The 25447-nt window shown below is 65.4% G+C and carries 24 protein-coding genes and 1 tRNA gene; 8 read left to right on the plus strand and 17 right to left on the minus strand.

The genetic code is table 11. From position 1 onward, the window contains the following. Positions 1-84: 84 nt before the first annotated feature. Positions 85-879, minus strand: a complete 795-nt coding sequence (locus R6258_RS08120; protein WP_318449175.1) for a gamma-glutamyl-gamma-aminobutyrate hydrolase family protein — start codon at positions 877-879, stop codon at positions 85-87. Between the two features lie 253 nt (positions 880-1132). Here R6258_RS08120 and R6258_RS08125 point away from each other — a divergent pair, with 253 nt between their 5' ends. Further along, a complete protein-coding gene (locus R6258_RS08125) occupies positions 1133-2512 on the plus strand; it encodes a glutamine synthetase family protein (protein WP_318449176.1) in 1380 nt (459 codons plus the stop codon). A gap of 63 nt (positions 2513-2575) precedes the next feature. Here the strand turns inward: R6258_RS08125 and R6258_RS08130 are convergent, their stop codons facing one another. From R6258_RS08130 to hemA, 16 genes are all read right to left on the minus strand, one after another. After that, entirely contained in the window at positions 2576-3130 is a 555-nt protein-coding gene (locus tag R6258_RS08130) for a glycine zipper 2TM domain-containing protein (RefSeq protein ID WP_318449177.1), read from the minus strand. A 251-nt stretch (positions 3131-3381) separates the two neighbouring features. Then, positions 3382-4230 (minus strand): EamA family transporter, encoded by an 849-nt coding sequence (locus R6258_RS08135; protein ID WP_318449178.1) that lies wholly within the window; start codon positions 4228-4230, stop codon positions 3382-3384. A 51-nt stretch (positions 4231-4281) separates the two neighbouring features. Further along, on the minus strand, positions 4282-5571 hold the full coding sequence (locus R6258_RS08140; RefSeq protein WP_318449179.1) for an FAD-binding oxidoreductase: 1290 nt from the start codon (positions 5569-5571) through the stop codon (positions 4282-4284). A 54-nt stretch (positions 5572-5625) separates the two neighbouring features. Continuing rightward, the gene (locus R6258_RS08145; protein ID WP_318449180.1) at positions 5626-6699 is read right to left on the minus strand and encodes a spermidine/putrescine ABC transporter substrate-binding protein; all 1074 of its coding nucleotides are present in this window, start codon (positions 6697-6699) and stop codon (positions 5626-5628) included. Positions 6700-6736: 37 nt separating this feature from the next. Further along, entirely contained in the window at positions 6737-8101 is a 1365-nt protein-coding gene (locus R6258_RS08150) for a glutamine synthetase family protein (RefSeq protein WP_318449181.1), read from the minus strand. Between the two features lie 123 nt (positions 8102-8224). Beyond that, positions 8225-9289 carry a spermidine/putrescine ABC transporter substrate-binding protein gene (locus R6258_RS08155; RefSeq protein WP_318449182.1) on the minus strand — a complete coding sequence of 355 codons (1065 nt, stop codon included), beginning with the start codon at positions 9287-9289 and terminating at the stop codon, positions 8225-8227. A gap of 39 nt (positions 9290-9328) precedes the next feature. Further along, on the minus strand, positions 9329-10126 hold the full coding sequence (locus tag R6258_RS08160) for an ABC transporter permease (RefSeq protein WP_318449183.1): 798 nt from the start codon (positions 10124-10126) through the stop codon (positions 9329-9331). Continuing rightward, positions 10123-11040 carry an ABC transporter permease gene (locus R6258_RS08165; protein ID WP_318449184.1) on the minus strand — a complete coding sequence of 306 codons (918 nt, stop codon included), beginning with the start codon at positions 11038-11040 and terminating at the stop codon, positions 10123-10125. The genes R6258_RS08160 and R6258_RS08165 overlap by 4 nt, the downstream gene beginning before the upstream one ends. A gap of 10 nt (positions 11041-11050) precedes the next feature. Continuing rightward, positions 11051-12187, minus strand: a complete 1137-nt coding sequence (locus R6258_RS08170) for an ABC transporter ATP-binding protein (protein ID WP_318449185.1) — start codon at positions 12185-12187, stop codon at positions 11051-11053. A gap of 84 nt (positions 12188-12271) precedes the next feature. After that, on the minus strand, positions 12272-13564 hold the full coding sequence (locus R6258_RS08175; protein ID WP_318449186.1) for an FAD-binding oxidoreductase: 1293 nt from the start codon (positions 13562-13564) through the stop codon (positions 12272-12274). Positions 13565-13705: 141 nt separating this feature from the next. After that, on the minus strand, positions 13706-14644 hold the full coding sequence (locus R6258_RS08180) for a LysR family transcriptional regulator (protein ID WP_318449187.1): 939 nt from the start codon (positions 14642-14644) through the stop codon (positions 13706-13708). A 4-nt stretch (positions 14645-14648) separates the two neighbouring features. Then, a complete protein-coding gene (locus tag R6258_RS08185) occupies positions 14649-15419 on the minus strand; it encodes a molybdopterin-synthase adenylyltransferase MoeB (protein WP_318449188.1) in 771 nt (256 codons plus the stop codon). A gap of 66 nt (positions 15420-15485) precedes the next feature. Next, positions 15486-15986, minus strand: coding sequence for an Lrp/AsnC ligand binding domain-containing protein (locus R6258_RS08190; protein WP_318449189.1), 501 nt, complete (start codon positions 15984-15986; stop codon positions 15486-15488). 189 nt (positions 15987-16175) lie between these two features. Then, on the minus strand, positions 16176-17015 hold the full coding sequence (prmC, locus tag R6258_RS08195) for a peptide chain release factor N(5)-glutamine methyltransferase (RefSeq protein WP_318449190.1): 840 nt from the start codon (positions 17013-17015) through the stop codon (positions 16176-16178). Beyond that, positions 17015-18100 carry a peptide chain release factor 1 gene (gene prfA, locus R6258_RS08200; RefSeq protein WP_318449191.1) on the minus strand — a complete coding sequence of 362 codons (1086 nt, stop codon included), beginning with the start codon at positions 18098-18100 and terminating at the stop codon, positions 17015-17017. Before prfA ends, prmC begins: the two co-directional genes overlap by 1 nt. 8 nt (positions 18101-18108) lie before the next feature. Continuing rightward, positions 18109-19383: a glutamyl-tRNA reductase gene (gene hemA / locus R6258_RS08205; RefSeq protein ID WP_318449192.1), complete on the minus strand. Its 1275-nt coding sequence runs from the start codon at positions 19381-19383 to the stop codon at positions 18109-18111. Positions 19384-19639: 256 nt separating this feature from the next. Here hemA and R6258_RS08210 point away from each other — a divergent pair, with 256 nt between their 5' ends. The 7 genes from R6258_RS08210 to pth all read left to right on the plus strand — a co-directional run bounded on the left by R6258_RS08210 (position 19640) and on the right by pth (position 25406). After that, positions 19640-21364 (plus strand): tetratricopeptide repeat protein, encoded by a 1725-nt coding sequence (locus tag R6258_RS08210; RefSeq protein ID WP_318449193.1) that lies wholly within the window; start codon positions 19640-19642, stop codon positions 21362-21364. Positions 21365-21368: 4 nt separating this feature from the next. After that, positions 21369-21983, plus strand: a complete 615-nt coding sequence (gene lolB, locus R6258_RS08215) for a lipoprotein insertase outer membrane protein LolB (protein ID WP_318449194.1) — start codon at positions 21369-21371, stop codon at positions 21981-21983. After that, entirely contained in the window at positions 21976-22827 is an 852-nt protein-coding gene (gene ispE / locus R6258_RS08220) for a 4-(cytidine 5'-diphospho)-2-C-methyl-D-erythritol kinase (RefSeq protein ID WP_318449195.1), read from the plus strand. The genes lolB and ispE overlap by 8 nt, the downstream gene beginning before the upstream one ends. 97 nt (positions 22828-22924) lie before the next feature. Continuing rightward, positions 22925-22999 (plus strand) — tRNA-Gln (locus R6258_RS08225). Between the two features lie 65 nt (positions 23000-23064). Then, positions 23065-24006 (plus strand): ribose-phosphate pyrophosphokinase, encoded by a 942-nt coding sequence (locus R6258_RS08230; protein ID WP_201448188.1) that lies wholly within the window; start codon positions 23065-23067, stop codon positions 24004-24006. 116 nt (positions 24007-24122) lie between these two features. Beyond that, positions 24123-24782, plus strand: coding sequence for a 50S ribosomal protein L25/general stress protein Ctc (locus tag R6258_RS08235; RefSeq protein WP_318449196.1), 660 nt, complete (start codon positions 24123-24125; stop codon positions 24780-24782). 39 nt (positions 24783-24821) lie between these two features. Beyond that, entirely contained in the window at positions 24822-25406 is a 585-nt protein-coding gene (pth, locus tag R6258_RS08240; RefSeq protein WP_318449197.1) for an aminoacyl-tRNA hydrolase, read from the plus strand. Positions 25407-25447: the final 41 nt, after the last annotated feature.

A 25447-nucleotide genomic window follows, 5' to 3' on the forward strand; every position in this document is an offset into this window, starting at 1 on the left:
GCCTCGACGAAGGCATCGCCGATCAGCGCGCGGGTTTCGAAGGTCAGCTCGCCGGCGAGGCGCTGCCAGTCGGCATGGCTCAAGTTAGCGCTCATTGAATACTTCTCCAGTCAGGGAATTCGATTGGCAGGCGACGTCGCGCTCGGTCAGAGTGTCGCGACAGGCGGTTGCGAAGCCACGAAACAGTGCATCGTAGAGCGGGTGCGCCTGCGGCTGCCACTCGGGGTGCCACTGCACGGCGAGCGCGAAGCGCTCGGCACCGGTCACCGACACCGCCTCGATCAAGCCATCGGGCGCCCGACCCTCGACGCGCAGTCCCGCGCCGAGACTATCGATGCCCTGCTGGTGCAGCGAGTTGACGCGTGCCGTGGGCCGGTCATACAGGGCGGCGATGGCCCCGCCCGGTTCGATGGCCAGATCGTGACTCGGTGCGTATTGCGCGGCCTTGTCGCCGGCCGGCTCGCGATGATCGAGCATGCCCGGCACGTTCTGCACGGCCTGATAAAGGCTGCCGCCGAAGGCCACGTTGAATTCCTGGAAGCCCCGGCAGACGCCGAACAGCGGCAGCTTCCTGTCGAGTGCGGCGGGGATCAGCGCCATCGCCACTGCATCGCGATCACCATCGTCGCGGGTGTTTTCGGCCGCGCGAACCGCGCCATAACGCTGCGGCTCGACATTGGTATAGCTACCGGTCAGCAGCAACCCGTCCAGGCGTTCCAACAGCGCAACGTCGACACCCTCTTCCCAAACCGGGATCATCACCGGCGCCAGTCCGTAATCGAGCAATGCACGCAGATACTTGTCGGTGACCATATGGGCGGCGTGGCCCTCGACCTCGCGGCGGCAGGCTATCACCCCCACCAAGGGACGCTGGGGCATAGTGGACTCCTCGACTCGGGCAGCAACTTGTTGTGTTATTCTCAACATAACGTCCCGCTGAGCGCTTGCCAACCCGGTATCGACACTTCCCTGAAGACGAGATTAGACCTTGTAACAAGCCAGTCACGGGATGCAGGCAGTAAAACCATGCGTTAGCAACGCCAATCGCCGCGTAAAAAATTTGACAACATTCATCGACGGCGAAAAGATTGGCAGCGAGGCACGACAAACATCGGCACAAAGGTATCACCCCATGACGTCCGCACCCGCCCAGGCCGAAGCCCGGGGCTTTCTCGATCGCCATCCAGACATCGAGAGTTTCGACCTGCTGATCAGCGACTTGAACGGCGTACTCCGCGGCAAGCGGATCCCTCGCGACAACCTGATCAAGGCGTATCGCAACGGCATCAACCTGCCCGCCTCGCTGTTCGCTCTGGACATCAACGGCAATACCATCGAGGAGACCGGGCTGGGGCTTTCCAGCGGCGACAGCGACCGGGTCTGCCGGCCGATCGCCGGCTCGCTGCACCCGACGCCCTGGTTGCGCGAAGGCCGCCAGGCGCAGCTTCTGATGACCATGGAAGAGATCGATGGTAGCCCGTTCTTCGCCGATCCCCGTCAGGTTCTGCGCCACGTCCTCAACCGTTTCCAGGCACGCGGACTGATGCCGGTGGTGGCGCTGGAACTGGAATTCTACCTGGTCGATCGGCGTCGCGACGACCTGGGCCTGGCACAGCCGCCGCGTTCGCCCGGTACCGGCGAGCGTGCCACCCAGAGCCAGCTCTATTCGATCAACGAACTCGACGAATATGCCGATTTCCTGGAGGAGATCCAGCAGGCCGCCGCCGAGCAGGCGCTGCCGCTGGATACCGCGCTCAAGGAGTGTGCGCCGGGCCAGTTCGAGATCAACCTGATCCACTGCAACGATGCCCTGCGCGCCGGCGACAGCGCCGTGCTGCTCAAGCGTCTGATCAAGGGCGTGGCGCTCAACCACGGTTTCGAGGCCACGTTCATGGCCAAGCCCTACGGCGACGAGGCCGGTAGCGGCGCCCACGTGCACATCAGCCTGCTCGACGAGGCCGGCAACAACATATTCGCCAGCGCCGACGAGGATCCGCTGGGCACGCCGGCGCTACGCCAATCGATCGCCGGGATGCTCGAGCTGATGCCGGCGTCGATGGCCATCTTCGCGCCCAACCTGAATTCCTACCGCCGCTTCCAGGCCGGTCTCTACGTGCCCATGGCCCCCTCCTGGGGCTACGACAACCGCTCGGTGGCGGTGCGCATCCCCTCGGGGCCCAACGCCGCGCGACGCATCGAGCATCGGGTCTCTGGCGCCGACGCCAACCCCTACCTGTTGCTGGCGACGCTGCTCGCCTCGGTCCTGCATGGCCTGAATAACGAACTCTCGCCTCCGCCGCCGATCGAGGGCAACGCCTACGAGCAGCTCGAGCCGACGCTGACCAATAGCTGGCAATGCGCACTCGACCTGTTCGCCGAGAACGAGATTCTGGCCGAATACCTGGGCCGCGATTTCCACCATGTCTTTCATGCCAACCGGCTCGCCGAACGCGCCGAGACGATGCGTACCGTCAGCACCCTGGAATACGACTGGTACCTGCGCCACGTCTGAGACCCGGTTTAACGAACAAGGCCCCGCCACTGGCGGGGCCTTGTTCGTTAAGCGGATGATGCGTTACGACCCGGAATTGGCATCGGCATGCCATTGCGGCCGACCGTCGACCATCGCCACCCGGTCCCCTTCGGGCGCCTGGTCGAGACGTGCGGTATGGGCCTCTCCATCGACACGATATTCGACATCGTAGCCGATCAGCTTCTCTCGACTATCGGTAACCGTCCGGCAGCGTTGTTCGGTGGTGGTGTAGGCTTCGCCCTGCTGCATGCGCTGCTGGACCTCGCGGCCGGCCAGGCCACCGGCCACGGCCCCCGCCGCAGTGGCGATCTTCTTGCCGCTGCCGCCACCGACCTGGTTGCCCAGCACGCCGCCGACGATCGCCCCGACCGCGGTGCCGGCGATACGGTTGGGATCCTTGACCGGACGCTGGTGCGTCACGGCCACGGCTTCGCAAACCTCACGCGGCGTCTCGACGGTTTCGGTGACCCGGTCGACCTGGGTGATCCGGGCGAATTGCGGTTCGGCCTGCGCCTCGTTCATCTGATAGGCACCAAAAGCCAGCCCACCCAGTCCAAGCACGGCAAGTGTGCCGCCCACGACGATCGACTTGTTCATAGTCGCCTCCTTGATGCATCCGCATGACGTTATTGTGCGGGCCGCAAGCCCACATCCGGCGGGCCTGCCGGCCGCTACATGATGAGCGGCGATCTGCATGGCGATGTGTCCGGGGGATCGGCGGCTTCCGATCGCACCCGATAACTTCAGGCGATGAGATGGTTACAGTTTATGTCAGAACGTAAGCAAAGTCAGTTTATGAACGGTGTTTTCAATATTGCTTGCGCAATTCTCGCAAGCCACCGCGCGACTCAGCCGAGGCGGGTGACGATGACGCCCGAGACGATCAGCAGTCCGGCCAGCAGGCGGCCGCGGCTCAGCGGTTCACCGAGCAGCAGTGCGGAAATCGCCAGCGCGAACAGCACGCTGCTCTCGCGCAGAGCCGCCACCAGCGCAATCGGCGCCACACTCATCGCCCAGATCGTGATGCCGTAGGCGCCCAGCGACATCGCGCCACCGGCGAGTCCACCGCGCCAATGGGCGAGTAACCTCGACAGCGACGAAGCGCCTCGCCAACCGAGAAACACCACCAGCATGGCCATGCCGTTGATGGCGAACAACCATAAGGTGTAGCCCAACGGATCGTGGTTGGCGCGCGCACCGACGCCGTCGGCCAGCGTATAGCCGGCGATAAACAGCGAGGTCGTCAGGGCACTGCCCAGCGCGCGGCGGGCCAGACGGGCATGGCCGGCACGCCCGCCCCACAGCGCCATCAGCCAGATCCCCGCTATCAACAGCGCGATGCCGAGCAACTCGCGTTGGGCGAGGCCCTCGTTCAGCGCCGCCAGGCTGACCAGAGTGACCAATAACGGCGCCGTGCCGCGCGCGATCGGATAGACCTGGCCCAGATCGCCGCCGCGATAGGCCTGGATCAGGAACAGGTTGTAGCCGATGTGCAGCACGACCGACAGTGCCATCCATGGCCACGCCGGAGGCCCGGGCGGCGACACGAACGGCAAGGCCGCCAGCGAAAGTAGACCGGCACACAGCGCGATCAAGGTGATCGCGGAAAGCCGATCGAGACCGACCTTGACCAGGGCATTCCAGCCGGCGTGCATGGCCGCGGCGGCAAGCACCAGCGAGAAGACCCATGTTTCCACGGCACATCCTGTTGCAGTAGCGGTTGCGATTCAGCCGGCCGGCTCGAGGCGCTAGATACCCAGCGCGTCGCGCATGCGATAGTACCAGGCACCCAGCGTGGTCAGCGGCACGCTCAGTGCGCGGCCACCGGGGAACGGCAGTTGCGGCACGCCGGCAAAGGCATCGAAGCGTTCGCTCTGGCCGGCCATGACCTCGGCGATCAGGCGTCCGGCGAGATGCGAGCAGGTCACGCCGTGGCCGGAATAGCCCTGGGCGTAGTAGACATTGCTTTTGATCCGGCCGAACTGCGGCAGGCGGTTGAGCGTCAGCAGGAAGGTCCCGCTCCAGGCGTAATCGACTTTCACGCCCTTGAGCTGGGGGAAGGTGGTTTCCAGCTTGGGCCGAATCGCCCCCTCGATGCTCGCCGGGTCCTGGCCGCCGTAGCTGACCCCGCCGCCATAGATCAGCCGCCGGTCGGCGGATAGCCGGTAATAGTCGAGCAGGTAATTGCAATCCTCCACCGCGCGGTCGGTGGGCAGGATCTCCTCGGCCTGGGCGGCATCGAGCGGCGCGGTGGTGACGATCTGCGTGCTGGCGGGCATCGACTTGCCCTCCATCTGCGGCAGCAGGCCCTTCATGTAGGCATTGCCGGCCAACACCACCCGTTCGGCGACGACCACTCCCTGGGGGGTATGCAACCGCACCGGTTCGCCATGCACGATGCGGCTCACCGGGGTCTGCTCGTGGATCGTCCCACCCAGCGATTCCAGCGCCGCGGCCTGGCCCAGCACCAGATTGAGCGGATGCAGATGACCGCCGGAATGGTCGAGCAGCGCGCCGACATAGCGCTCGCTGCCGATATCCTGCCGATAGGTCTTGCCCTCGAGCAGCTCGAGCCGGTCATGGCCGTAACGCTTCCACAAGGCCTTGTGCTCGATCAGCGCCTTCATCTGCTTGGCATTGCACGCCGCGAACAGATTGCCCTCCTTGAGATCGCAGGCGATGCCGTAGTGCGCGATGCGCTCGCGGATGATCCGGTTGCCCTCGAAGGCCATGTCGCCCAGCGCCCGCGCCGTCTGCTCGCCGTAGCGCGCCTCGATGACGTCCATGTCGCGGCTGTAGCTGTTGACGATCTGACCGCCGTTGCGTCCCGAAGCGCCGAAGCCAATCTTCGCCGCTTCCAGCACGATCACTTTGTAGCCTTTCTCGGCCAGGTGCAGCGCGGCGGAAATCCCCGTGAAGCCGGCACCGACCACGCACACGTCACAGTCCACCTCACCCTGCAAGGCCGGGCGCTCGGGAGCGGGATTGGCCGAAGCGGCATAATAGGATGCCACGTGGGACGTGTCGGGCGTTTGCATGAAAATCTCCAACTAACGAAACGGGGGTCGATCCAAGGCGAAGGCAGGGAGTCGCTAGCGACTGCGAGCCTCGCTCCATAACTGCTGCAGCAGCTGCAACTGCTGGCCTTCGACCGAAGGGGTGGCCATCAACGCCTCGCGGGCCTTGGCGTCGGGCATGACCGGCGGCTTGCGCAGCACATCCTCGACCTGCTCCAGCGCCGCCTGATTGGGCGTGGTGTAGTAGTTGTAATTGGCCAGACGAGCGGCGACATCGGGACGCAGCATGTAGCGGATGAATGCTTGCGCCGCTTCGGGATGCGGCGCCCGTGCCGGTATCGCCATGACATCGACCCAGCGCTGGGCGCCCTCTTCGGGGATGAAGAAGCCGATCTTGCCATAGGTCTCGGGCGACTCCGCCTGCTTCGAGGCCAAGTCGCCATTGTAAGCGATACCCGCCTGGATAACGCCGCGCGCCAGCTGCTCGATGGTCGCCGTGGCGTCGATGAAGCCGACGAAGTTGTCACGCTGGCGGGTTTCGATCACCAACTGTGCGGCCTTGACCCAGGGCGCCTCGCCGACGCAGTCGAAGCCCTCGCCCAGATAGGCGCAGGCGGTGCCGAAGGTGAACTGGGCGTCGCCCTTGAGCAGCGCGAAGGGCTGATCGGGATTGACCTCGGGATCGTAGAGCAGGCTCCAGCTGTGCTCGGGATCCGGCCAGATCTCGCGGTTGTAGACGATTCCCGTGGTTCCCCACAGGTAGGGCACGGTGTAGCGACCGTCGGGATCGTAGGCGGGCTGGCGGAACTCATCGAGGATCGCTTCGCGGCCCTCAAGATGCTCTCCCTCCCCGACCAGCGGCTGGACCAGGCCCGCCTGGATCAGCCGCGGCATGAAATAGTCCGAGGGCACGATCACGTCGTACTGCGAGTCGCCACCGGCGGTCAGCTTGGAAAACAGCTCGGCATTCGAGTTGTAGTAGTTTTCGACCACCTCGATGCCGGTTTCCCGCTCGAAATCCTCGATGAGCGCCGGGTCCATGTAGTCCGACCAGTTGAACAGGTTCAGCTGCTGTTCCTGGGCGCCCGCCGACGCGGCCATCCCCATCAGCGCGATACCCGCAATGCCACTTAATCGATACGCCGTCATGCTGCCCCCTCGCCTTTCGCTCAATGATAAGCGGGTCTCAGACCCGCAATAGCAGATGCTCGCGCTCCCACGAGCTGATGACGCCGAAATAGGCCGCATGCTCGGCGCGCTTGACCGCCAGGTAGCTGTTGACGAAACGTTCGCCGAGCAGGTCGGCCAGTGGCTTGCATTCGCGCAGCGTGGCCAGCGCCGGGCCGATGTCGTCGGGTAGTTTGCTGCCCGACGACCACGCCGAGCCGACCATCGGCGGACGCGGATCGAGCTGACTGAGCATGCCCAGGTAGCCGCAGGCCAGCGAGGCGGCGATCGCCAGGTAGGGGTTGCAGTCGGCACCGCCCAGGCGGTTCTCGACACGGGTTGCCACGGCCTCGCCCACCGGCACGCGCAACCCCACGGTGCGGTTGTCGAAGCCCCATTCGGTATTGACCGGCGCCGAACCACTGGTTTCGCTGCGCACCAGTCGCCGGTAGGAATTGACGTTGGGGGCGAAGAACGGCATCGCCGCCGGCAGATAGGCCTGCAGTCCACCGATGAAGTGATGGAACAGCCGGCTGGGCTCGCCGTCGTCGCTGGCGAACAGGTTGTGACCGGTCTTGATGTCGAGCAGGCTCTGATGCACGTGCATCGAGCTACCCGGCTCGTGGGCCATCGGCTTGGCCATGAAGGTGGCATACATGCCGTGGCGCAGCGCCACTTCGCGCAGCGTGCGCTTGAAGATCACCACCTGATCGGCAAGCTTGAGCGGATCGCCATGCTGGAAATTGACCTCCATCTGGCCGGCGCCCTCTTCGTGGATCAGGGTATCCAGGTCCAGATCCATCGCTTCGCAATAGTCGTACATCTCCTCGAACAGCGGATCGAACTCGTTGACCGCATCGATCGAGAACGACTGCCGGCTGCTTTCCTGGCGACCGCTGCGACCGATCGGCGGCTCCAGCGGGTAGTCGGAATCGGTATTGGTCTTGACCAAGTAGAACTCCACCTCGGGCGCCACCACCGGACGCCAACCACGCGACTCGTAGAGCGCCAGCACGCGCTTGAGCACGCTGCGCGGCGACAGCTCCACCGGCTCGCCGGTCAGATAGAAGCAGTCGTGAATGATCTGCGCGGTGGGGTCGTCGGCCCACGGCACCAGATACACGGCGCCGGGATCGGGGACCAGCTGCATGTCGCGCTCGGCGGGGTTCCAGAAGCGGATATCCTCGTCGTCGGGGTAACCGCCGGTCACCGTCTGGATGAAGATCGAATCGGGCAACCGCGGACGCCCGCCATTGAGATACTTGCCGGCGGGCATGATCTTGCCCTTGAGAATCCCGGTCAGGTCGCTGACCAGACATTCCACTTCGGTGATGCCATGAGCATGAAACCATTCACTGAGTTCATGGCCGCTACGCTCGCTCATAAAGATTCCTTGGTCGGCCGGGACAGGCCCGGTGCTGGTCCGTCCGGCCGGAGCTGCACCGGCCGGACGCGTCATCGGGCGTTCACGTGTTCGTTCGACGACGGGTCGCCCCGTCGCGGTCGATCAGCGCGACTGCACCTCGGTCCACAGTTGGTTGAACATCTGTAGCTTGTCGCCCTGCAGGCTGGGCGTGAAGGAGAGCCGCTCGAGATCCGCATCGCTGGGCGTCACCGGCGGCTGGGTCAGCACCGCTTCGAGATACGGCTTGGCTGCCTCGTTGGGGCTCGAGTAGTAGTTGTAGTTCGACAGCTGAGCGCCGATCTCGGGATCGAGAATGAAGTTGATGAACTTGTGGGCCAGCTCGGGGTTGGGCGCACCGGAAGGGATCATCATCGAGTCGACCCAGATCTCGGTGCCTTCGTCGGGAATCATGAACTCGATGTTGGCGAAGGAGTCGGGATTCTCTTCCTTGTAGAAGAGGTAATCGCCGTTGTACGACAGCGAGACGTGGGTGACGCCGCGCGCCAGCTGCTGCAGCGCCGGCGTGCCGTCAACGAAGCCGCTGAAATTGGCGCGCTGCTTGGTGTCGAGCAGCAGCTTGGCGGCCTCCTTCCAGGCGTCGGGATCGGTGCAGGTATAGCCGTGCCCCAGATAGGCGCAGGCGGCACCCATGCTCACCTGACCGTCACCCATCAGGCCGAACGGCCGGCCGGGGTTGACCTCGGGGTCGAACAGCAACGACCAGCTCTTGGGCGCGTCGGGAAACGTCTCGGCGTTGTAGACGATGCCGGTGACGCCGTACTGGTAGGCGGCGGTGTAATCGCTGTTGGGGTCGTAGTCGGTGTCCTTGAACTGATCCATGATGTTGTCGAAGTTGGGAATCTTCGACTTGTCGAGCTTCTGGACCAGACCGGTCTCGATCAGCCGCGGCACATAGTAGTTGGACGGCACGATGATGTCGTACTGGGAGGCCCCGCCGGTGTTGAGCTTGGCGAACATCTCGGGCAGCGAATTGAAGTAGTTCTGGACCACTTCGACATCGTATTTTTCCTCGAAGGCCTGGATGATCGCGGGGTCCATGTACTCGGTCCAGTTGAACAGGTACAGCTTGCCCTCTTCGGCCTGTGCCGCGCCGGCCAGCAGCAGGCCGCCCAGTGCAGTGACGACGCGTGTGGTGATTGTTTTCATGGTGTCGTTCTCCTAGGTTCCCAGGTTTGGCAGTCGCACCTAGCGGCGCCCCTGACGATTGAACAGCAGACTCAGAATCGCCGCCAGTGCCACCGCGCCGATCATCAGCGTCGCTATGGCATTGATTTCCGGCGATACGCCCTTCTTGATGGCGCCCCATATATAGATCGGCAGCGTCGCGCTCTCGGGTCCGGCGGTGAAGAAGCTGATCACGAAGTCGTCGATCGACAGTGTGAACGACAGAAAGAATGCCGAGATCAGCGCCGGCTTGAGGGTAGGTAGCAAAAAGTGCAGCGCGCGCTTGAACGGCGAGGCGTAAAGATCCTTGGCGGCCTCGAACAGGCTCGGGTCGAGACCCACGAAACGTGAGTAGACGATCAGCGCGACGAACGGAATCTGGAAGGTCACGTGGGCGATGATCATCGTCCCCAGTCCCGGCTCGAGCAGCCCGGTCAGGCGATTGAACTGGACGAAGAAGGCCATCTCCGAAATGCCGAAGACGATGTCCGGCAACACGATCGGCAGGTAGATCAACACGATTAGCCAGCCCAGCTTGCGATGCCGGTGACGATACATGCCATAACCGATCAGGCAACCGATCACCAGCGCGACTATCGACGACACGCAGGCCAGGACCAGACTATTGTAGAACGCCGAGATGATCTGCTCGTTGCCCAGCAGGCGGTGGTACCAGCGCAGCGAGAAACTCGTGAAGTTGGCGGCGCTGTTGGTCGAGTTGAACGAGAACAGCACGACGATCGCCAGCGGCAGGTAGAGGAAGATCAGGGTCAGCCACCAGAAGCCTGCCAGGCCGCGATTGAGGGTGCGCTTTCTCATATCACCACCTCCTCGCCGCCGCCCAGCCGCTTGCCGATCCGGCGCATGGCGAACAGCCCGACGAAGGTCGCCAGCAGCATCAGCAGCGCACCCGCCGCGCCCAACGGCCAGTTGGAACCGCCGGCGAACTGGTTGGCGACCAGATTGCCGAGCATCATGCCCTTGCCGCCGCCGAGTAACTCGGGAATCACGTACATGCCGAAGGCCGGAATCGCCACCAGCACGGTGCCCGCCAGCAACCCCGGCAGCGTCTGCGGAAATACCGCGTGCCAGAAGGCCCGCATCGGCGAGGCGTAGAGATCCTGGGCGGCCTGCACCTGGGCGACGTCGAGCTTCTCGAAGGCCGCGTACAGCGGCAGCACCATGAACGGCAGGAAGTTGTAGACCAGCCCCAACGTCACCGCGAAGTTGGAGGGATATAGTCCCATGTAGTCGCCGATCAGCCCCAGCGCCTGAGCGGCATCGGAGAGCGGCGTGCCCGGGGCCAACAGGTTCATCCAGCCGAAGGCGCGAATCACCTGGTTGGTCCACGACGGCACCACCACCGCCAGCAGCATCAGCGGGCGCAGTTTCGCGCGGCAGGTGGTGATGTAGTAGGCGATCGGATAGGCAACGACGACCACCAGCGCCGTCGACACCAGGGTCTGCCACAGCGAACGCAGCAGTGTGTAGAGATTCCCCGGGCTCCAGCCGAGAAAGCCGAAGCCGGCCAGCTGCTTGAAGGCGTCCAGCGACAGCGGCAACTCGGGCAACCCGTAGCTGCCATTGGTCATGAAGGCCACCGCCATCAGATACAGGCTGGGCAGCACCAGGAAGATGAAGATCCATAACGCGCCGGGCATTACGCTGAACAGCAGGTGGCGGGTCTCGCTGACCACCGCATGGCGACGTGTGACTAACTGTGTATTGGCCATGCTGCTCTCCTCAGGATGCCACGCGCACCAGGTCCTCGGGACACACGCTGATGGTGACGCTGTCGCCGACGGCATGCATGCGCTGGCCCAGGTTGCTGGCCATCGCCATCAGCGGCTGGCCGTTGACCTCGAGCCGGTATTCGATGCGGCTGCCACGATACAGGCGCTCGCGGACGATGCCCTCGAGGCGGTTATAGCCTTCGGGTACCTCGGGGCCCAGTTCCAGCGTCTCGGGGCGGATCAACAGCCAGCCGTCCTGCTCCGCGCGCTGCTCGGCCGGCTCCAGGGTCAGCCGGCCGAGTTCGGTCTCGACCCAGTCGGCTTCGCTACGGCTGATCGCGAACAGGTTGTCGTGTCCCATGAAGCGCGCCACGAAGGCATTGGCGGGATGCTCGTAGACTTCGCTGGGGGTGCCCACCTGCTGGATGATGCCGCTGTCGAGCACGGCGATGCGATCCGACATCACCATCGCCTCGTCCTGATCGTGGGTGACGAACACGAAGGTCATCCCCAGGCGCTTCTGCAGGCGCTGCAGTTCCACCTGCAACTGCCCGCGCAGGCCGGCATCGAGTGCCGACAGCGGCTCGTCGAGCAGTAACACGTCGGGTTCGCAGATCAGCGCCCGGGCCAGCGCAATACGCTGGCGCTGACCGCCGGAGAGTTGATCGACATGGCGCTCGATCAGCGAGCCGAGCTGGATGAATTCAGCGACTTCGGCGACCTTGCGGTTGCGCTCGGCGGCCGGCTCGCCGCGCATGCGCAGGCCGAAAGCCAGGTTGTCGCGCACCGACAAGTGCGGAAATAGCGCATAGGACTGGAAGACGGTATTGACGCTGCGCCGATGCGGCGGCGTATCGGTCACGTCCTTGCCGCCGATCTTGAGGCGCCCGTCGTTGGGCTCCTCGAGGCCGGCGAGAATCCGCAGCAAAGTCGTCTTGCCGCAGCCAGAAGGCCCCAGCAGGGTAAAGAATTCGCCGGCCTCGATGGTCAGATCGACCCCATCGAGGGCGACGGTGTCGCGGCCGAATCGCTTGTGCAATCCTTCGAGCTCGATGGATGAGGCCTCGCGGGGCCGCGACTGCACAGTCGCGCCCCCGGTCGCCGCCTCTCGGGATCCGGCCTCGGCAGCCGGCATGGGGTCACTCATCGCCACTCTCCCTATCGTTGACGGGTATTACGACTATTGACGGCATGACGGCGCCGGCAGGCGATCTCGTCTGGAGTGCGCGTCTCACAGGCGATCACGCAACTTGTAGAAACTGGTCGCCAGCATCAATAGCGGCGTACGCAGCCAGCGCCCGCCCGGAAAGGGCCGGTGTGGCATGGCCGAAAACAGCTCGAAGCGCTCGGCCTGGCCGGCGATGGCGTCGCTCAGCAGCTGCCCGGCCAGCCCGGCCAGCGACATGCCGTGACCGGAATAGCCCTGGGCATAGAAAAGGTTGCCATCCAGGCGACCGAAGTCCGGAGCGCGGTTGAGCGTGATCGCCACGTCGCCGCCCCAGCGGTAATCGATACGTACCCCTTTCAGGGCCGGGAACAAGCGCGCGATCTTGGCGTCCATGCGGGCCTGGAGATGACGCGGCTCACGCCCGTCGTAGCTGACCTCGCCACCGTAGATCAGCCGACGATCGGCCGATAGGCGATAGTAATCGAGCACGAAATTGGCGTCGGAGAGTGCGTCGTTGTGGGGCAGCACCCGAGCGACCTGGGCCTCGCTCAGCGGCTCGCTGGCGACGATGTAGTTGGCGGCGCGCATGATGCGCCCGCCGAGCTCGGGCACCAGGCCACCCAGGTAGGCATTGGCGGCGATCACCACGTAATCGGCGGTCACCGTGCCCTGGGCAGTACGCACCCGGGCCGGCTCGCCCCGCTCGATGGCGACGGCGGCGCTGTGTTCGTGGATGCTGACCCCGGCGCGCTGCGCGGCGCGTGCCAGCCCCAGCGTGTAGTTGAGGGGATGCAGGTGACCGCCCTCGGCATCGAACAGCGCCGCCGGGTAGGCGTCGGTGACGACCCGCTCGCGCAGCGCATCGCCTTCAAGCAGATGCAACGATTCGTAGCCGTAGCGTTCGGCCATGGAAGTCTGGAAGTCACGCAGTTCGCGGACGTGGCGCGGCTTGACGGCGGCGTGCAGGTAGCCCCAGCTCAGATCGCAGGGAATCGCGTGGCGCTCGATGAGCGCGGCGGTCAGGCGCACCGATTCACGGCTCATCTCCCAGATCGCCTTGGCGCGCTCGTGACCCAGGGCCTTCTCGACCACGGCGATGTCGGTACCCAGCCCGGGCAGGATCTGGCCGCCGCTGCGTCCCGAGGCGCCATGGCCGATCTCGCCGGCTTCGAGCAGCGTCACGCTATAGCCTCGCTCGGCCAGATGCAGGGCCGCCGAACAGCCGGTGATGCCGCCGCCCACCACGCAGACGTCGAAACGCTGCTCGCCTTCCAACGGCGGCGTCGGGGCGAGGGTCACCTGGGTACTGGCGGCGTAGTAGGAGGCCGGACGGCGTAGAGCGGCAGCTACGTTCATACACACTTCCGAAAGCGTTGGTTCCCGTCGGGAGAACCTAAGTTGTTGTTGAATTCTTTCACCATTGCAACTCGGCAATCGTGATTATGCCTGCCTAGTCTGACACCAATACCGCATTTATTGTCAAGTATTCGATAACACCTAGCCTGTTTCGCCATCATCGCCCGACTCCCTGTCCTGCGCCGCCAAAGCCTCGAGAAACGCCTCCAGCACCCGGTGTGGGCGTCGTCCACGGCGAGTCACGGTGACGAAGTCGGTAACGAACCGCTCGCGCTCCGGCGCCAGAGCGCGCAACCGCCCCGCCTCGACCCAGGGACGCGCCAGATGATCGGGCAGATAGCCGATGAAACGCCCGGTGAGAATCAGGAATGCGGCGCCTTCGCGGTCCGAGGCCGTGGCCTGGCCGTCCAGGCGTTCGATGCGCTCGCGCGCCTCGCCGGGTAGCGGATAGCCCGGTACCACCGCCGCCTGCCGGGCCAGGCAGGCTTCGCTCAACTGCGCCTCGTCCACGCTGAACAGCGGGTGCGCATCGGCGCAATATAGCAACGATCGCTCGCCGTACAGCGGCCGCACCTCGAGGCTGGCGAGACGATTGACGTCGGGCACCACGCCCAGGTGCAGCCGACCGTCGAGCACCGCCCGGGCGATCTCGTCCGGTGGCGTCATGTGGATGTTGAGGCGGATGTCCGGCCCGCGCGCCTTGAGATCGGCCAGCGCGTGGGTGATGCGCATGCGCGGCAGGCTGACCAGATTGTCGGTGATGCCGATGCTGAACTCGCCGCGCAGCGTCTGGTGCAGGCCGTTGACCTCGGTGCGAAACGTCTCCAGCGAGGCCAGCAGGGTCAGCGCCGCCTGGTAGACCTCGCGCCCCTCCTCGGTAAGCGCGAAGCCACCGCGTCCGCGCTGGCACAAGCGCAGCCCCAGGCGCTTCTCGAGATCGGCCATGTGCACGCTGATCGCCGAGCGGCCGATACCCAGCGACACCTCGGCGGCGGTAAAGCCCCCGCTCTCGGCCACCGCCTTGAAGATCCGCAGCAGGCGAATGTCGAAATCGCTGACCTGACCGAGCGGCCCCGCCATCGGCCTACCTCGCCGTGCGCGCGGAAACGCCGCAGACCGGACAGCCCGGGTCGCGCGGCACGTTGAAGTGGCGCCACTCAGCGTCCATGCCGTCGAAGGTCGAAAGCCCCCGGTGGGGCCTGCCCGCCCCGCTCAACAGCTTGACCGCCTCGAGCGCCTGAAAGCAGCCGATCAGCCCGACCAGGGGGCCGATCACGCCACTCTCGGCGCAACGCAGCTCCTCATCGTCGCCGCCGTCGGCCGCGGGCGGGTAGAGACAGGCATAGCAGGGGCTTTGCGTATCGCGCGGGTCGAATACTGCCAACTGCCCGGAAAAGCGGATCGCCGCCCCCGAGACCAGCGGGCGACCGGCCTCGACGCAGGCACGGTTGATCGCGTAGCGGCTGGCGAAACGGTCGGTGCAGTCGAGCACCACGTCGGCCGCCGCCACCGCCGCTTCGAGCGCCTCACCGTCGAGGTACGCGCCCAGCGCGATAATCTCGCAGTCGCTGTTGAGGGCGCTGGCCGACTCGGCCGCGGACTCGGCCTTGTTGCGTCCCAGATCGTTCTGGCGATGGGCGATTTGACGCTGCAGGTTGCTGATCTCGATGACGTCGGCATCGGCAATGCTCAACCGGCCCACACCGGCGGCCGCCAGGTAGAGGGCGACCGGCGAACCCAGACCGCCGGCGCCGATCACCAGCGCGTGGCCGTCGAGCAAACGCTGCTGACCCTCGATGTCCACCGCGTCGAGCATGATATGACGGCTATAGCGCAACAGCGCCTCATCGTTCATTGCCGCTCCAGGATTCGCCATTACAGGTTGATGGGTGCCGCCGTGCCGTGAAACGCGACGCTCGGCCTACTTGGCGTCGAGCTCGTCGAGTTCGGGAACGTGTAGGGAAAATTCCTCCTTGACCTCCTCCATGACCACATAGCTCTTGGACTCCTTGACTCCGGGCAGTGTCAGCACCACGTCGCCGAGCAATTGGCGGTAGGCGGACATCTCGGGAATCCGGCACTTGAGGATGTAGTCGAACTGGCCCGACACCAGGTGGCACTCCTGAATCTGCGGCAACTTGGCGACGGCCCGGCGGAACTCGTCGAATACCGCCGGCGACTGGGTTTCCAGGCAGATTTCGACGAACACCAACAGATTCGCCTTGAGCGCCCGCGGATCGAGAATCGCCCGATAGCCGCGAATGATGCCCGCCCTTTCCAGCCGCTTGACGCGCTCCAGGCAGGGCGTCGTCGATAGACCCACCTGGGATGCCAGGTCGACATAGGAGATGCGCGCGTTTTCCTGCAGGCTGCGCAGGATCTTGAGATCGATACGGTCCAGCGACCGCGTCTTGGTTTTCATTGTAAGAGTGTTCCCTACTGCACGATAGCAGGATGATCATCTACATTGACCGCGTCTCACCGCAGCAAGTGATGGTCTTATCGCGAAATGCCACAAGGAAACAGCAAGATTTGCCAATGCGGCATGACTACTCAATAGTCTTACCACATCGGTCCAAAGGATAACCAGCGAGCGTATTCCACGCTGCGCTCAGCCGTCGCGTCGACCCAGCGAAACGCGCGACAATCCGGCCAGGTCGGCGCGGGTCGCGACATCCACATAGCCCGCCCGATGCAGGGCCTCGCGAACCGCTTCGCCTTGAGCCATGCCGTGCTCGAGCAGCAGCCAGCCATTGGCCGTCAGGTAGTCGTGTGCGGCCTCGACCAGATAGCGCAGGTCGGCCAGGCCGTCGTCTCCGGCCACCAGGGCCGAGCGCGGCTCGAAGCGTACGTCGCCACACTCCAGGTGCGGATCGTCGGCGGCCAGGTAAGGCGGGTTGGCGACGATCAGTTCGAAGCGCCGGCCGGCCAAGGCGGAAAACCAGTCGCTGATCCCAAACTCGGCATTGGCGATGCCCAAGCGGCGGGCATTGGCACTCGCGAGCGCCACGGCCTCGGCGATCCGGTCGACGCCGACCACCCGCCAGGCGGGGCGCTCACTGGCCAGCGCCAGGGCGATCGCCCCGCTGCCGGTGCCCAGATCGAGGATCCGCCGGGGCGTCGCCGGCATCAGCGCCAGCGCCGTCTCGACCAGGCACTCGGTATCCGGTCGCGGAATCAGCGTCGCAGCCTGGGTGCCGAGCGCCAGTCCCCAGAATTCGCGCTCGCCGGTCAGGTAAGCCACCGGTTCGCCGGCGGCCCGCGCGGCGATCAGCGCGGCGAAGCGGGCGCGCGCAAAGCCCTCGACGCAGTGATCGTTCCAGGTGTAGAGCCAGCTGCGCTCGCGACCCAGCACATGGCCCAGCAGCACTTCGGCATCGAGTCGCGGCGTCGGTGAGCCGGCGTCGGCGAGCCGCGCGGCGGCCTCCCTGAGCAATCGATCGACACGCATCAGGCGTCCTGCAGTGCCGCCAACCGCTCGGCCTGGTATTCGTTGATCAGCGGCGCGATGACTTCGTCGAGCTCACCGTTCATCACTTCGCCGAGCTTGTAGAGGGTGAGGTTGACGCGGTGATCGGTGATACGTCCCTGCGGGAAGTTGTAGGTGCGGATGCGCTCGCTGCGATCGCCCGAGCCGACCAGCGACTTGCGCGTGTCGGCCTGCTGCTGGCGCTGGCTGTCGACGGCGTTCCGCTTGAGCCGGGCGGCCAGCAGCGACATCGCCTTGGCGCGATTCTTGTGCTGGCTGCGCTCCTCCTGGCACTCGACGACGACGCCGCTCGGCAGGTGGGTGATGCGGATCGCCGAATCGGTGGTATTGACGTGCTGGCCGCCGGCGCCGCTGGAACGGAAGGTATCGACGCGCAGATCGTTGCTGTTGATGTCGATGTCGCCGACCGCGTCGGCCTCAGGCATCACCGCCACCGTGCACGCCGAGGTGTGAATGCGCCCCTGGGATTCGGTGGCGGGTACGCGCTGGACGCGATGCGCGCCGGACTCGAACTTGAGCCGCGCGTAAACCCCGTCGCCCTTGACCCGGGCGATGATCTCCTTGTAGCCGCCCTGCTCGCCATGACTGGCGTTGACCACTTCGATGTTCCAGCCGAGCTTCTCGGCATAGCGCGAGTACATGCGAAACAGATCGCCGGCGAACAGCGCCGCCTCGTCGCCGCCGGTTCCGGCGCGCACCTCGAGGAACACGTTGCGCGCGTCGTCGGGATCCTTGGGCACCAACAGCACCTTGAGGCGCTCCTCGAGCTCGGCGAGCCGCTCGCGGCCGGCGTAGAGTTCCTCGTTGGCGAGTTCGCGCATCTCGGCGTCGGCGTCGCCGGTGAGCTGCTCGGCGGCTTCGACGTCGCCCTCGGTGGCACGGAAGTCCCGCCACGCCTCGATCAGTTCCTCGAGTTCCGCGTATTCGCGCGAGTAATCGCGAAAGCGCGCCTGTTCGGCGATGACGTCCGGCTCGGCGAGCAACGCGGCGAGTTCGTCGAAGCGTTCGTGAAGGCTTTCAAGACGCTGGCGCAAAGACGCTTTCATGCAATGTCCTATTCCGGGTCCTGGGCAGGCGCGGCCGGGTCGAGCAGCAGGCTCTCGGCCGCCTGGATGACATCGTGTCGCTCGGCGCCCGACGCCTCGCGCAGGCGTAGCGTCGGGCCGTGCATCAGCTTGTTGGTGAGCTGCTGGCTGAATCGGCGTAGTACCTTCTCGGGATCCTCGCCGCGCGCCAGCTGCGCCAGCGCCTGGGCCTCGGCGCCCTGACGCAGCGCCTCGCCCTGCTCGCGGTAGCGCTTGATCAGCTCGCCGGCACCGCGCACCCGGCGCTCGTGCTGCCAATGACTGACGCCCTGGCTGATCAGGTCCTCGGCCTGATCGGCGGCGACCTGGCGATGGCGACGGTTCTCCTCGATCACCTCGTGGAGGTTGTCGACGGTGTACAGGAAGACGTCGTCGAGTTCGCCGACCTGCGGCTCGATGTCGCGCGGCACGGCGATGTCGACCATGAAGATCGGCCGGTGGCGACGCACCTTCAGGGCCCGCTCGACCATGCCCTTGCCGAGGATCGGCAAGGGTGCCGCGGTCGAGGTGATGACGATGTCGGCCCGCTCCAGCGCCTGGGGGATCTCGCCGAGGGTGATCGCCTCGCCGCCGAACTCGCCGGTCAGCTGCTCGGCGCGCTCGCGGGTGCGGTTGGCGACGATCAGCTCCTTGATGCCGGCTTCGCGCAGATGCCGGGCGACCAGCTCGATGGTTTCGCCGGCGCCCACCAGCAACGCCCGCGAACGCGACAGGTCGTCGAAGATGCGCGTCGCCAGGCTGACCGCCGCGTAAGCCACCGATACCGGGTTCTCGCCGATGCCGGTCTCGGTGCGCACCTGCTTGGCGACCGCGAAGGTATGCTGGAACAGCCGCTCCAGTTCACCGCCCAGCCCCCGATGTTGGCGCGCCTGCTGGTAGGCGTCCTTGAGCTGGCCGAGAATCTGCGGCTCGCCGAGCACCATCGAGTCCAGCCCCGATGCCACGCGCATCAGATGGCGGGCCGCCGAGGCATCCAGATAGTGATAGGCGCAACGGGTCAGTTCCTCGACCGGCAGGTTGTGAAAGCGCCCCAGCCAGTCGATGACCGCCTGCTCGCCCTGCGCCTCGGTGACGCAGTAAAGCTCGGTACGATTGCAGGTCGAAAGCACCGCGGCCTCGCTCACCGCCGGCAATCCCTTGAGCCCAACCAGCGCCGCTTCCAGCTGACTGGGGGTAAAGGCGACCTGCTCACGCACCGCGACATCGGCGGTCTTGTGGTTGATTCCCAGGGCGAGAAGCGTCATTGCAATGAGCCGTTGGATCCTGCGCAATAGTCGAAAACACTCGTCGCAACGCGGCTAGCGTGCGACGTCAGGCGCGCCCGTCGCCAGGCTGGTCCTGAGCGTATTCGGGCGGCTTAGTCTATCACACGGCTGCCCGGGTAGGCATGCGCGCCTTTGCTTTGCCCGGCGTCGGCGAATCGGTATGCTGACGGCACGCCCCCACCCCGCGCAGCAGGGATGATCACGGGATGACTACCGGCTCTGGAATGAGGGAAGCATGCGCGCACGCTTGCTTGTGACTGTTCTGGCAACGGCCCTGGTGGCCGGTTGCCAGGGGCTGGCCAACCGGCCACCGCCACTGACCGATCCGCTGGCCTCGGCCCCGCCGGTGCAAAAAGGCCTGGATGCCCAGAGCCTGGCCACGCTGCTGACCGCCGAACTGGCCGGCCAGCGCGGTGATTTCGAGCGAGCCGCCCGCGGCTACCTGGAAACCGCCGAACGCTACGATTCCCCGGCACTGGCGGAGCGCGCCACGCTGGCCGCACGCTACACCGACGACCCGCAGCTGCAGGCCCGGGCCGCCGAGCATTGGCGACGCTTGGCCCCGGAGGCCGAAGCCCCCGCCCGTTTGCTGGCCAACCTGGCGCTGGAGCGCGGCGACTGGCAAGCCAGTCTCGAGCAGCGCCTGGCGCTCGCCGAGCGGGGCGGCCAAGGCGATCTGGTCGGCTTCGCCGAAGCCGCCATCGAGAACGAGATAGACGCTGCGCCACTGATCGAGCGTCTGCGCCGCTACTTGCAGACCCACGAGGTGCAGCCCGATGTCGTGCTGGCCACCGCCCTGCTGGAGGCCGCCAGCGGCGAGACCGCACGCGCCGATGCACGCCTGGGTCGGCTCGCCGAAAGCCACCCGACGCTTCCCGGACTGTGGCTCACCCGGGCGCGCATCGCCCTGCAGGAAGGCCGCAACGCCGATGCCCGCGACGCCGCGCTTCGCGGGCTCGAAAACGCCGAGGACGATAGCCGCTTCATTCTGCTGCTGGCCCGCGCGCAACTGCGCCTCAATCAGGTGGAAAGCGCCGAGGCGCGCATCAATGCCCTGCTCGCGCGACATTCCGATTCCGTCGAGCTGCGCCTGGCGCTGGCCCAGTTGTATCTCGAGGAAGCCCACCCGGCACCGGCCCGGCGGCTGTTGCTGCCGCTGATCGACAGTCAGCCGACTCCGCCGCTGGCCTTCATCATGCTCGGCAACATCGCCGAGCAGGCCGGCGAGATCGACAATGCGCTGCTTTACTATCGCCAGGTGCCAATCGGCGATGGCTTCATCGAGGCTCGCCAGCGCGCCGCCTACATGCTCGCCGACAATGACCGCCTGGCCGACGCCCAGACCTTTCTGCGCATCGAGCGCCTGCGCCATCCCGAGGCCTACGCCGAGCTGATCGGCCTGGAGGTCGATCTGCTCCAGGCGCATGACCAGACCGACGAGGCTCGCCAGCTGCTCGACCGGGCCGTGGCCCGGCACCCCGACGACACCCAGTTGCGCTTCACGCGGGGCATGTTCCGCTATCGACAGGGCAACCTGGCGGGCATGGAGCGCGATCTTCGTCATGTCATCGAACTCGAGCCGCACAACGCCATGGCGCTCAACGCTCTGGGCTATACCCTGGCCGACGAGACACCTCGCCTCGAGGAGGCGCGCGAACTGATCGAACGCGCCCATCGCCTGGAGCCCGAATCCCCGGCGATCATCGATAGCCTGGGCTGGGTCTATCACAAGCTGGGCGACGACCAGCGAGCGCTGCCCTACCTGCGCGAAGCCTATCGTCAGCAGCCGGACCAGGAGATCGCCGCTCATCTGGCCGAAGTGCTGTGGCGGCTCGAACGCCGCGATGAAGCGCGGGCACTGATCGAGGAGGCGCTCGAGCGTTATTCCGAGCGACCGCGGATCGATGCCCTGCTCGAGCGCATTCCCGAACTCGCCCCCACCACTATCGACCCGGAGTAATGCCATGCGACGGCTTGCCGCGATCACTTTCGGCCTGGCACTGCTGGCCGGCTGCGCCAGCCAGGCGCCCTCTCCCGAATCGTCCCGTGCAAAGGGCGACTGGGCCGACCAGAAGCCGCGCCTAGAGGCGCTGGACAGCTGGCGCCTAGCCGGCAAGATGGGCCTGCGCACGCCGCACGACGCCCAGAGCGCCAACCTCGACTGGACACAGCGCGCCGGCCATTACCGCATGCTGATCAGCGGCCCTTTCGGTGCCGGACGCAGCGTTCTCGAAGGCGGCCCGGACGGCGTGGTGCTGACCACCGGCGAGGGCCGCTTCGAGGCCGACACTCCCGAGCAATTGATGGAGCAACAGCTCGGTTGGTCGCTGCCGATCTCGGCGCTCGACAACTGGGTGCGCGGACTGCCGTCGCCGATCGTCGAGTATCAGTTGACTCGCGACGCGCTGAATTTCCCGCAGCGCCTTCGTCAGGCCGGCTGGGTGATCGATTATCGCGACTGGACGCAGGCCGATGGCTTGTGGCTGCCACGCCGGATGGTGATGAGTTTCGCCGACTGGCGCGCCACCCTGGTCGTCAACGAGTGGCACCCGGGCGCTGCGGACGCCGGCGATGGCTGAACTGAGCCTGCCGGCGCCCGCCAAGCTCAACCGCTTGCTGCGTATCACCGGCCGCCGCGCCGATGGCTACCACGAACTGCAGACGCTGTTTCAGTTTCTCGACCACGGCGATACGCTAAAGCTGCGCCGCCGCGAGGATGACCGGATCACGCTGACGCCGGCGCTACCGGGCGTCGATCATGACGCCAACCTGATCGTGCGAGCGGCACGGCTACTGCAGGAGAGCACCGGCTGTCGCCTCGGCGCCGATATCGCCCTGACCAAGCGCCTGCCGATGGGCGGCGGCCTGGGCGGAGGAAGCTCGAACGCCGCCACCGCCCTGCTCGGCCTGGCCCGCCTCTGGCAACTGTCCGTGTCGCTCAATGCGCTCGCCGAGCTGGGCCTGCGCCTCGGCGCCGACGTACCGGTGTTCATCCACGGTCGCGCCGCCTGGGCCGAAGGCATCGGTGAGCGCCTGACGCCGGTCGAGCTCGATACGCCCTGGTTCGTGGTCGTCCATCCCGGGATCGAGGTCGCCACGCCCGCGGTATTCGGGGCGGGGCAATTGACACGCGACACCCCCCCAATTAGTATGGCGCGCGCACTGCAGGAGGGGCCGCACGCCTGGCGCAACGATTGCCAGCCGACCGTGCGCCGGCTCTATCCGGCCGTGGGCGAAGCGCTCGATTGGCTGTCCGGCTTCGCCCCGAGCCTGCTGACCGGAACCGGCGCCTGTGTCTTCTGCCAATTGACGCATAGTGACGAGGCAGATAGCATACTCGCCCGTGTTGGCGATGGCTGGCATGCCTTCAAGGCACGCGGCTGCAACACGTCTCCCCTCCATCAGGCGCTGGGCCTGCACTGATCGGATTTCTGATCACAGGTTCATGATCAAGGTCTAATGATCAAGGCGGTCGAAGCCGGCGACGCACGGCGTCACGGCTAGCGAAGGGCACGGTTACTGGGGTATCGCCAAGTGGTAAGGCAGCGGCTTCTGGTGCCGCCATTCCCAGGTTCGAATCCTGGTACCCCAGCCATTTCCCTGCGCGCGATTGCTCATTCCGCTCCAGAGACCCCCTGAACACTCCAAAGGTGGCTGCGCGTGTCTAAATTGATGGTTTTCGCCGGGAACGCCAATCCCGAACTCGCCCGCAAGGTTGCCGAGGCACTCGACAACCGGTTGGGACATGCCACGGTCGGTCAGTTCAGCGATGGCGAAATCGCGGTCGAGATCAACGAGAACGTTCGCGGCAAGGACGTCTTCATCCTGCAGTCCACCTGCGCCCCGACCAACGACAACCTGATGGAACTGATCTTCATGGTCGACGCCCTGCGCCGCGCGTCCGCCGCACGGATCACCGCCGTGGTGCCCTACTTCGGCTACGCCCGTCAGGACCGCCGGGTACGCTCGGCCCGCGTGCCGATCTCGGCCAAGGTGGTCGCCGACGTGATGGTCAAGGCCGGCGTCGACCGGGTGATGACCATGGACCTGCACGCCGACCAGATTCAGGGCTTCTTCGACGTGCCCGTCGACAACGTCTACGGCTCGCCGATCCTGCTCGACGACATCGAGCGCCAGAACTACGACGACCTGGTCGTCGTCTCGCCCGATGTTGGCGGCGTGGTCCGCGCGCGCGCCATCGCCAAGCAGCTCAACGCCGACCTGGCGATCATCGACAAGCGCCGGCCCCAGGCCAATCACGCCCAGGTTATGCACATCATCGGCGAGATCGAGGACCGCACCTGCGTGGTGGTCGACGACATGGTCGATACCGCCGGCACGCTGTGCAAGGCCGCCGAGGCGCTCAAGGATCACGGCGCCCGTCGCGTCGTCGCCTATGCCACGCACCCGATCCTGTCCGGCCCGGCCGTCGACAACATCAGCGGATCGGTGCTTGACGAACTCGTCGTGGCCGATACCATTCCGCTGTCCGAAACCGCGCGGCGCAGCGGCAAGATTCGCCAGCTGTCGGTCGCCGGCCTGATCGCCGAGGCGATCCGCCGGGTCAGCAACGAAGAATCCGTAAGCGCGATGTTCCACTGAACGTCGCGTTGAGGCGTCTGCCTCGGATACGTGCGCCGCGAGGCGCTACCGGAAACGCCATCGTCTGGTCGCGGGCGATGGCGATTTCCTTATTTTAAACCCGCGAGGTTACATCAATGTCCGATTATCAACTCACCGCCAACGTTCGTCACGACCTGGGGAAAGGTGCGAGCCGCCGCCTGCGTCGTGAGAACCAGCAGGTCGCTGCCATCATCTATGGTGGCGAAAAGGCACCGCAGCCGATCACCATCGACAAGCCGGCCTTCTACAAGGCGATCGAGGAAGAATCGTTCTTCTCCTCGATCATCAATATCGATGTCGATGGCACCAAGGAACAGGTCGTCGTCCGTGACCTGCAGCGCCACCCCTTCAAGGCGCTGGTCACCCACGCCGACTTCCTGCGTGTCGATGCGACGCATGAGATGACACTCAACGTGCCGTTGCACGTGATCGGCGAAGACAGCAACCAGAGCGTCAAGGAAAAGACCGGCGTGTTGCATGTGCTGGCCAACGAAGTCGAAGTCAGCTGCTTGCCGAAAGATCTTCCGGAATATCTGGAAGTCGACATCGCGGAACTCGGTATCGGCGATACGCTCCACCTATCCGACCTTAAGCTGCCGAAAGGCGTATCTCTCGTCGCCCTGACACATGGCGAAGAGCATGATGCCGGCGTGGTCAGCATCACTCGTCCGACAGTCGTTGCTGCCGATGACGAGGAAGAAGGCGGAGCGCAGGACGAGAGCGGCGAAGAAGAAAGCAAGGACAAGTCCGAGTAATCGGTACCTGCCCTGGACGGCAACCAGCAAGGCACCTGCATGAGCCACGTCAAAGCGATCATCGGCCTGGGCAATCCGGGCGCGAATTACGCCGAAACTCGGCACAATGCGGGCGCCTGGCTGGTTGAAGCCCTGGCGCGCGACAGCCACACGCCGCTGCGCATGGAAAGGAAGTTCCTTGGCGAATACGCCAAGGTCCACTTCGCCGGTCGCGACCTTCATCTGCTAAATCCGACCACTTTCATGAACCGCAGCGGCGCGGCTGTCGCCGCGCTTTGCCAGTTCTTCAAGCTCGCCCCCGACGAACTACTCGTCGTTCATGACGAGCTGGACATCGATCCCGGTACCGCTCGTTACAAGACCGGTGGCGGTCATGGCGGCCACAACGGGCTGCGCGACACCATCAGCGCGCTGGGCAACAGCAACGCCTTCCATCGCCTGCGCATCGGTATCGGCCATCCCGGCGACGCCAAGCAGGTCACCAATTATGTGCTGGGGCGGCCCGGCAAGGCCGAACGTCAGGCCATCGATGCCGCGCTCGACGAGTGCCTTCGCACCCTACCCGACGCCTTGGGCGGCGACTGGGCCAAGGCCATGAATCGCCTGCACAGCTTCAAACCGTAAGCGCCCGATCATCCCTTCCCGATGGGCTTCCCATCGCGCAA

This window comes from Halomonas sp. HP20-15, assembly GCF_033446685.1.
Classification (GTDB): Bacteria; Pseudomonadota; Gammaproteobacteria; order Pseudomonadales; family Halomonadaceae; genus Modicisalibacter.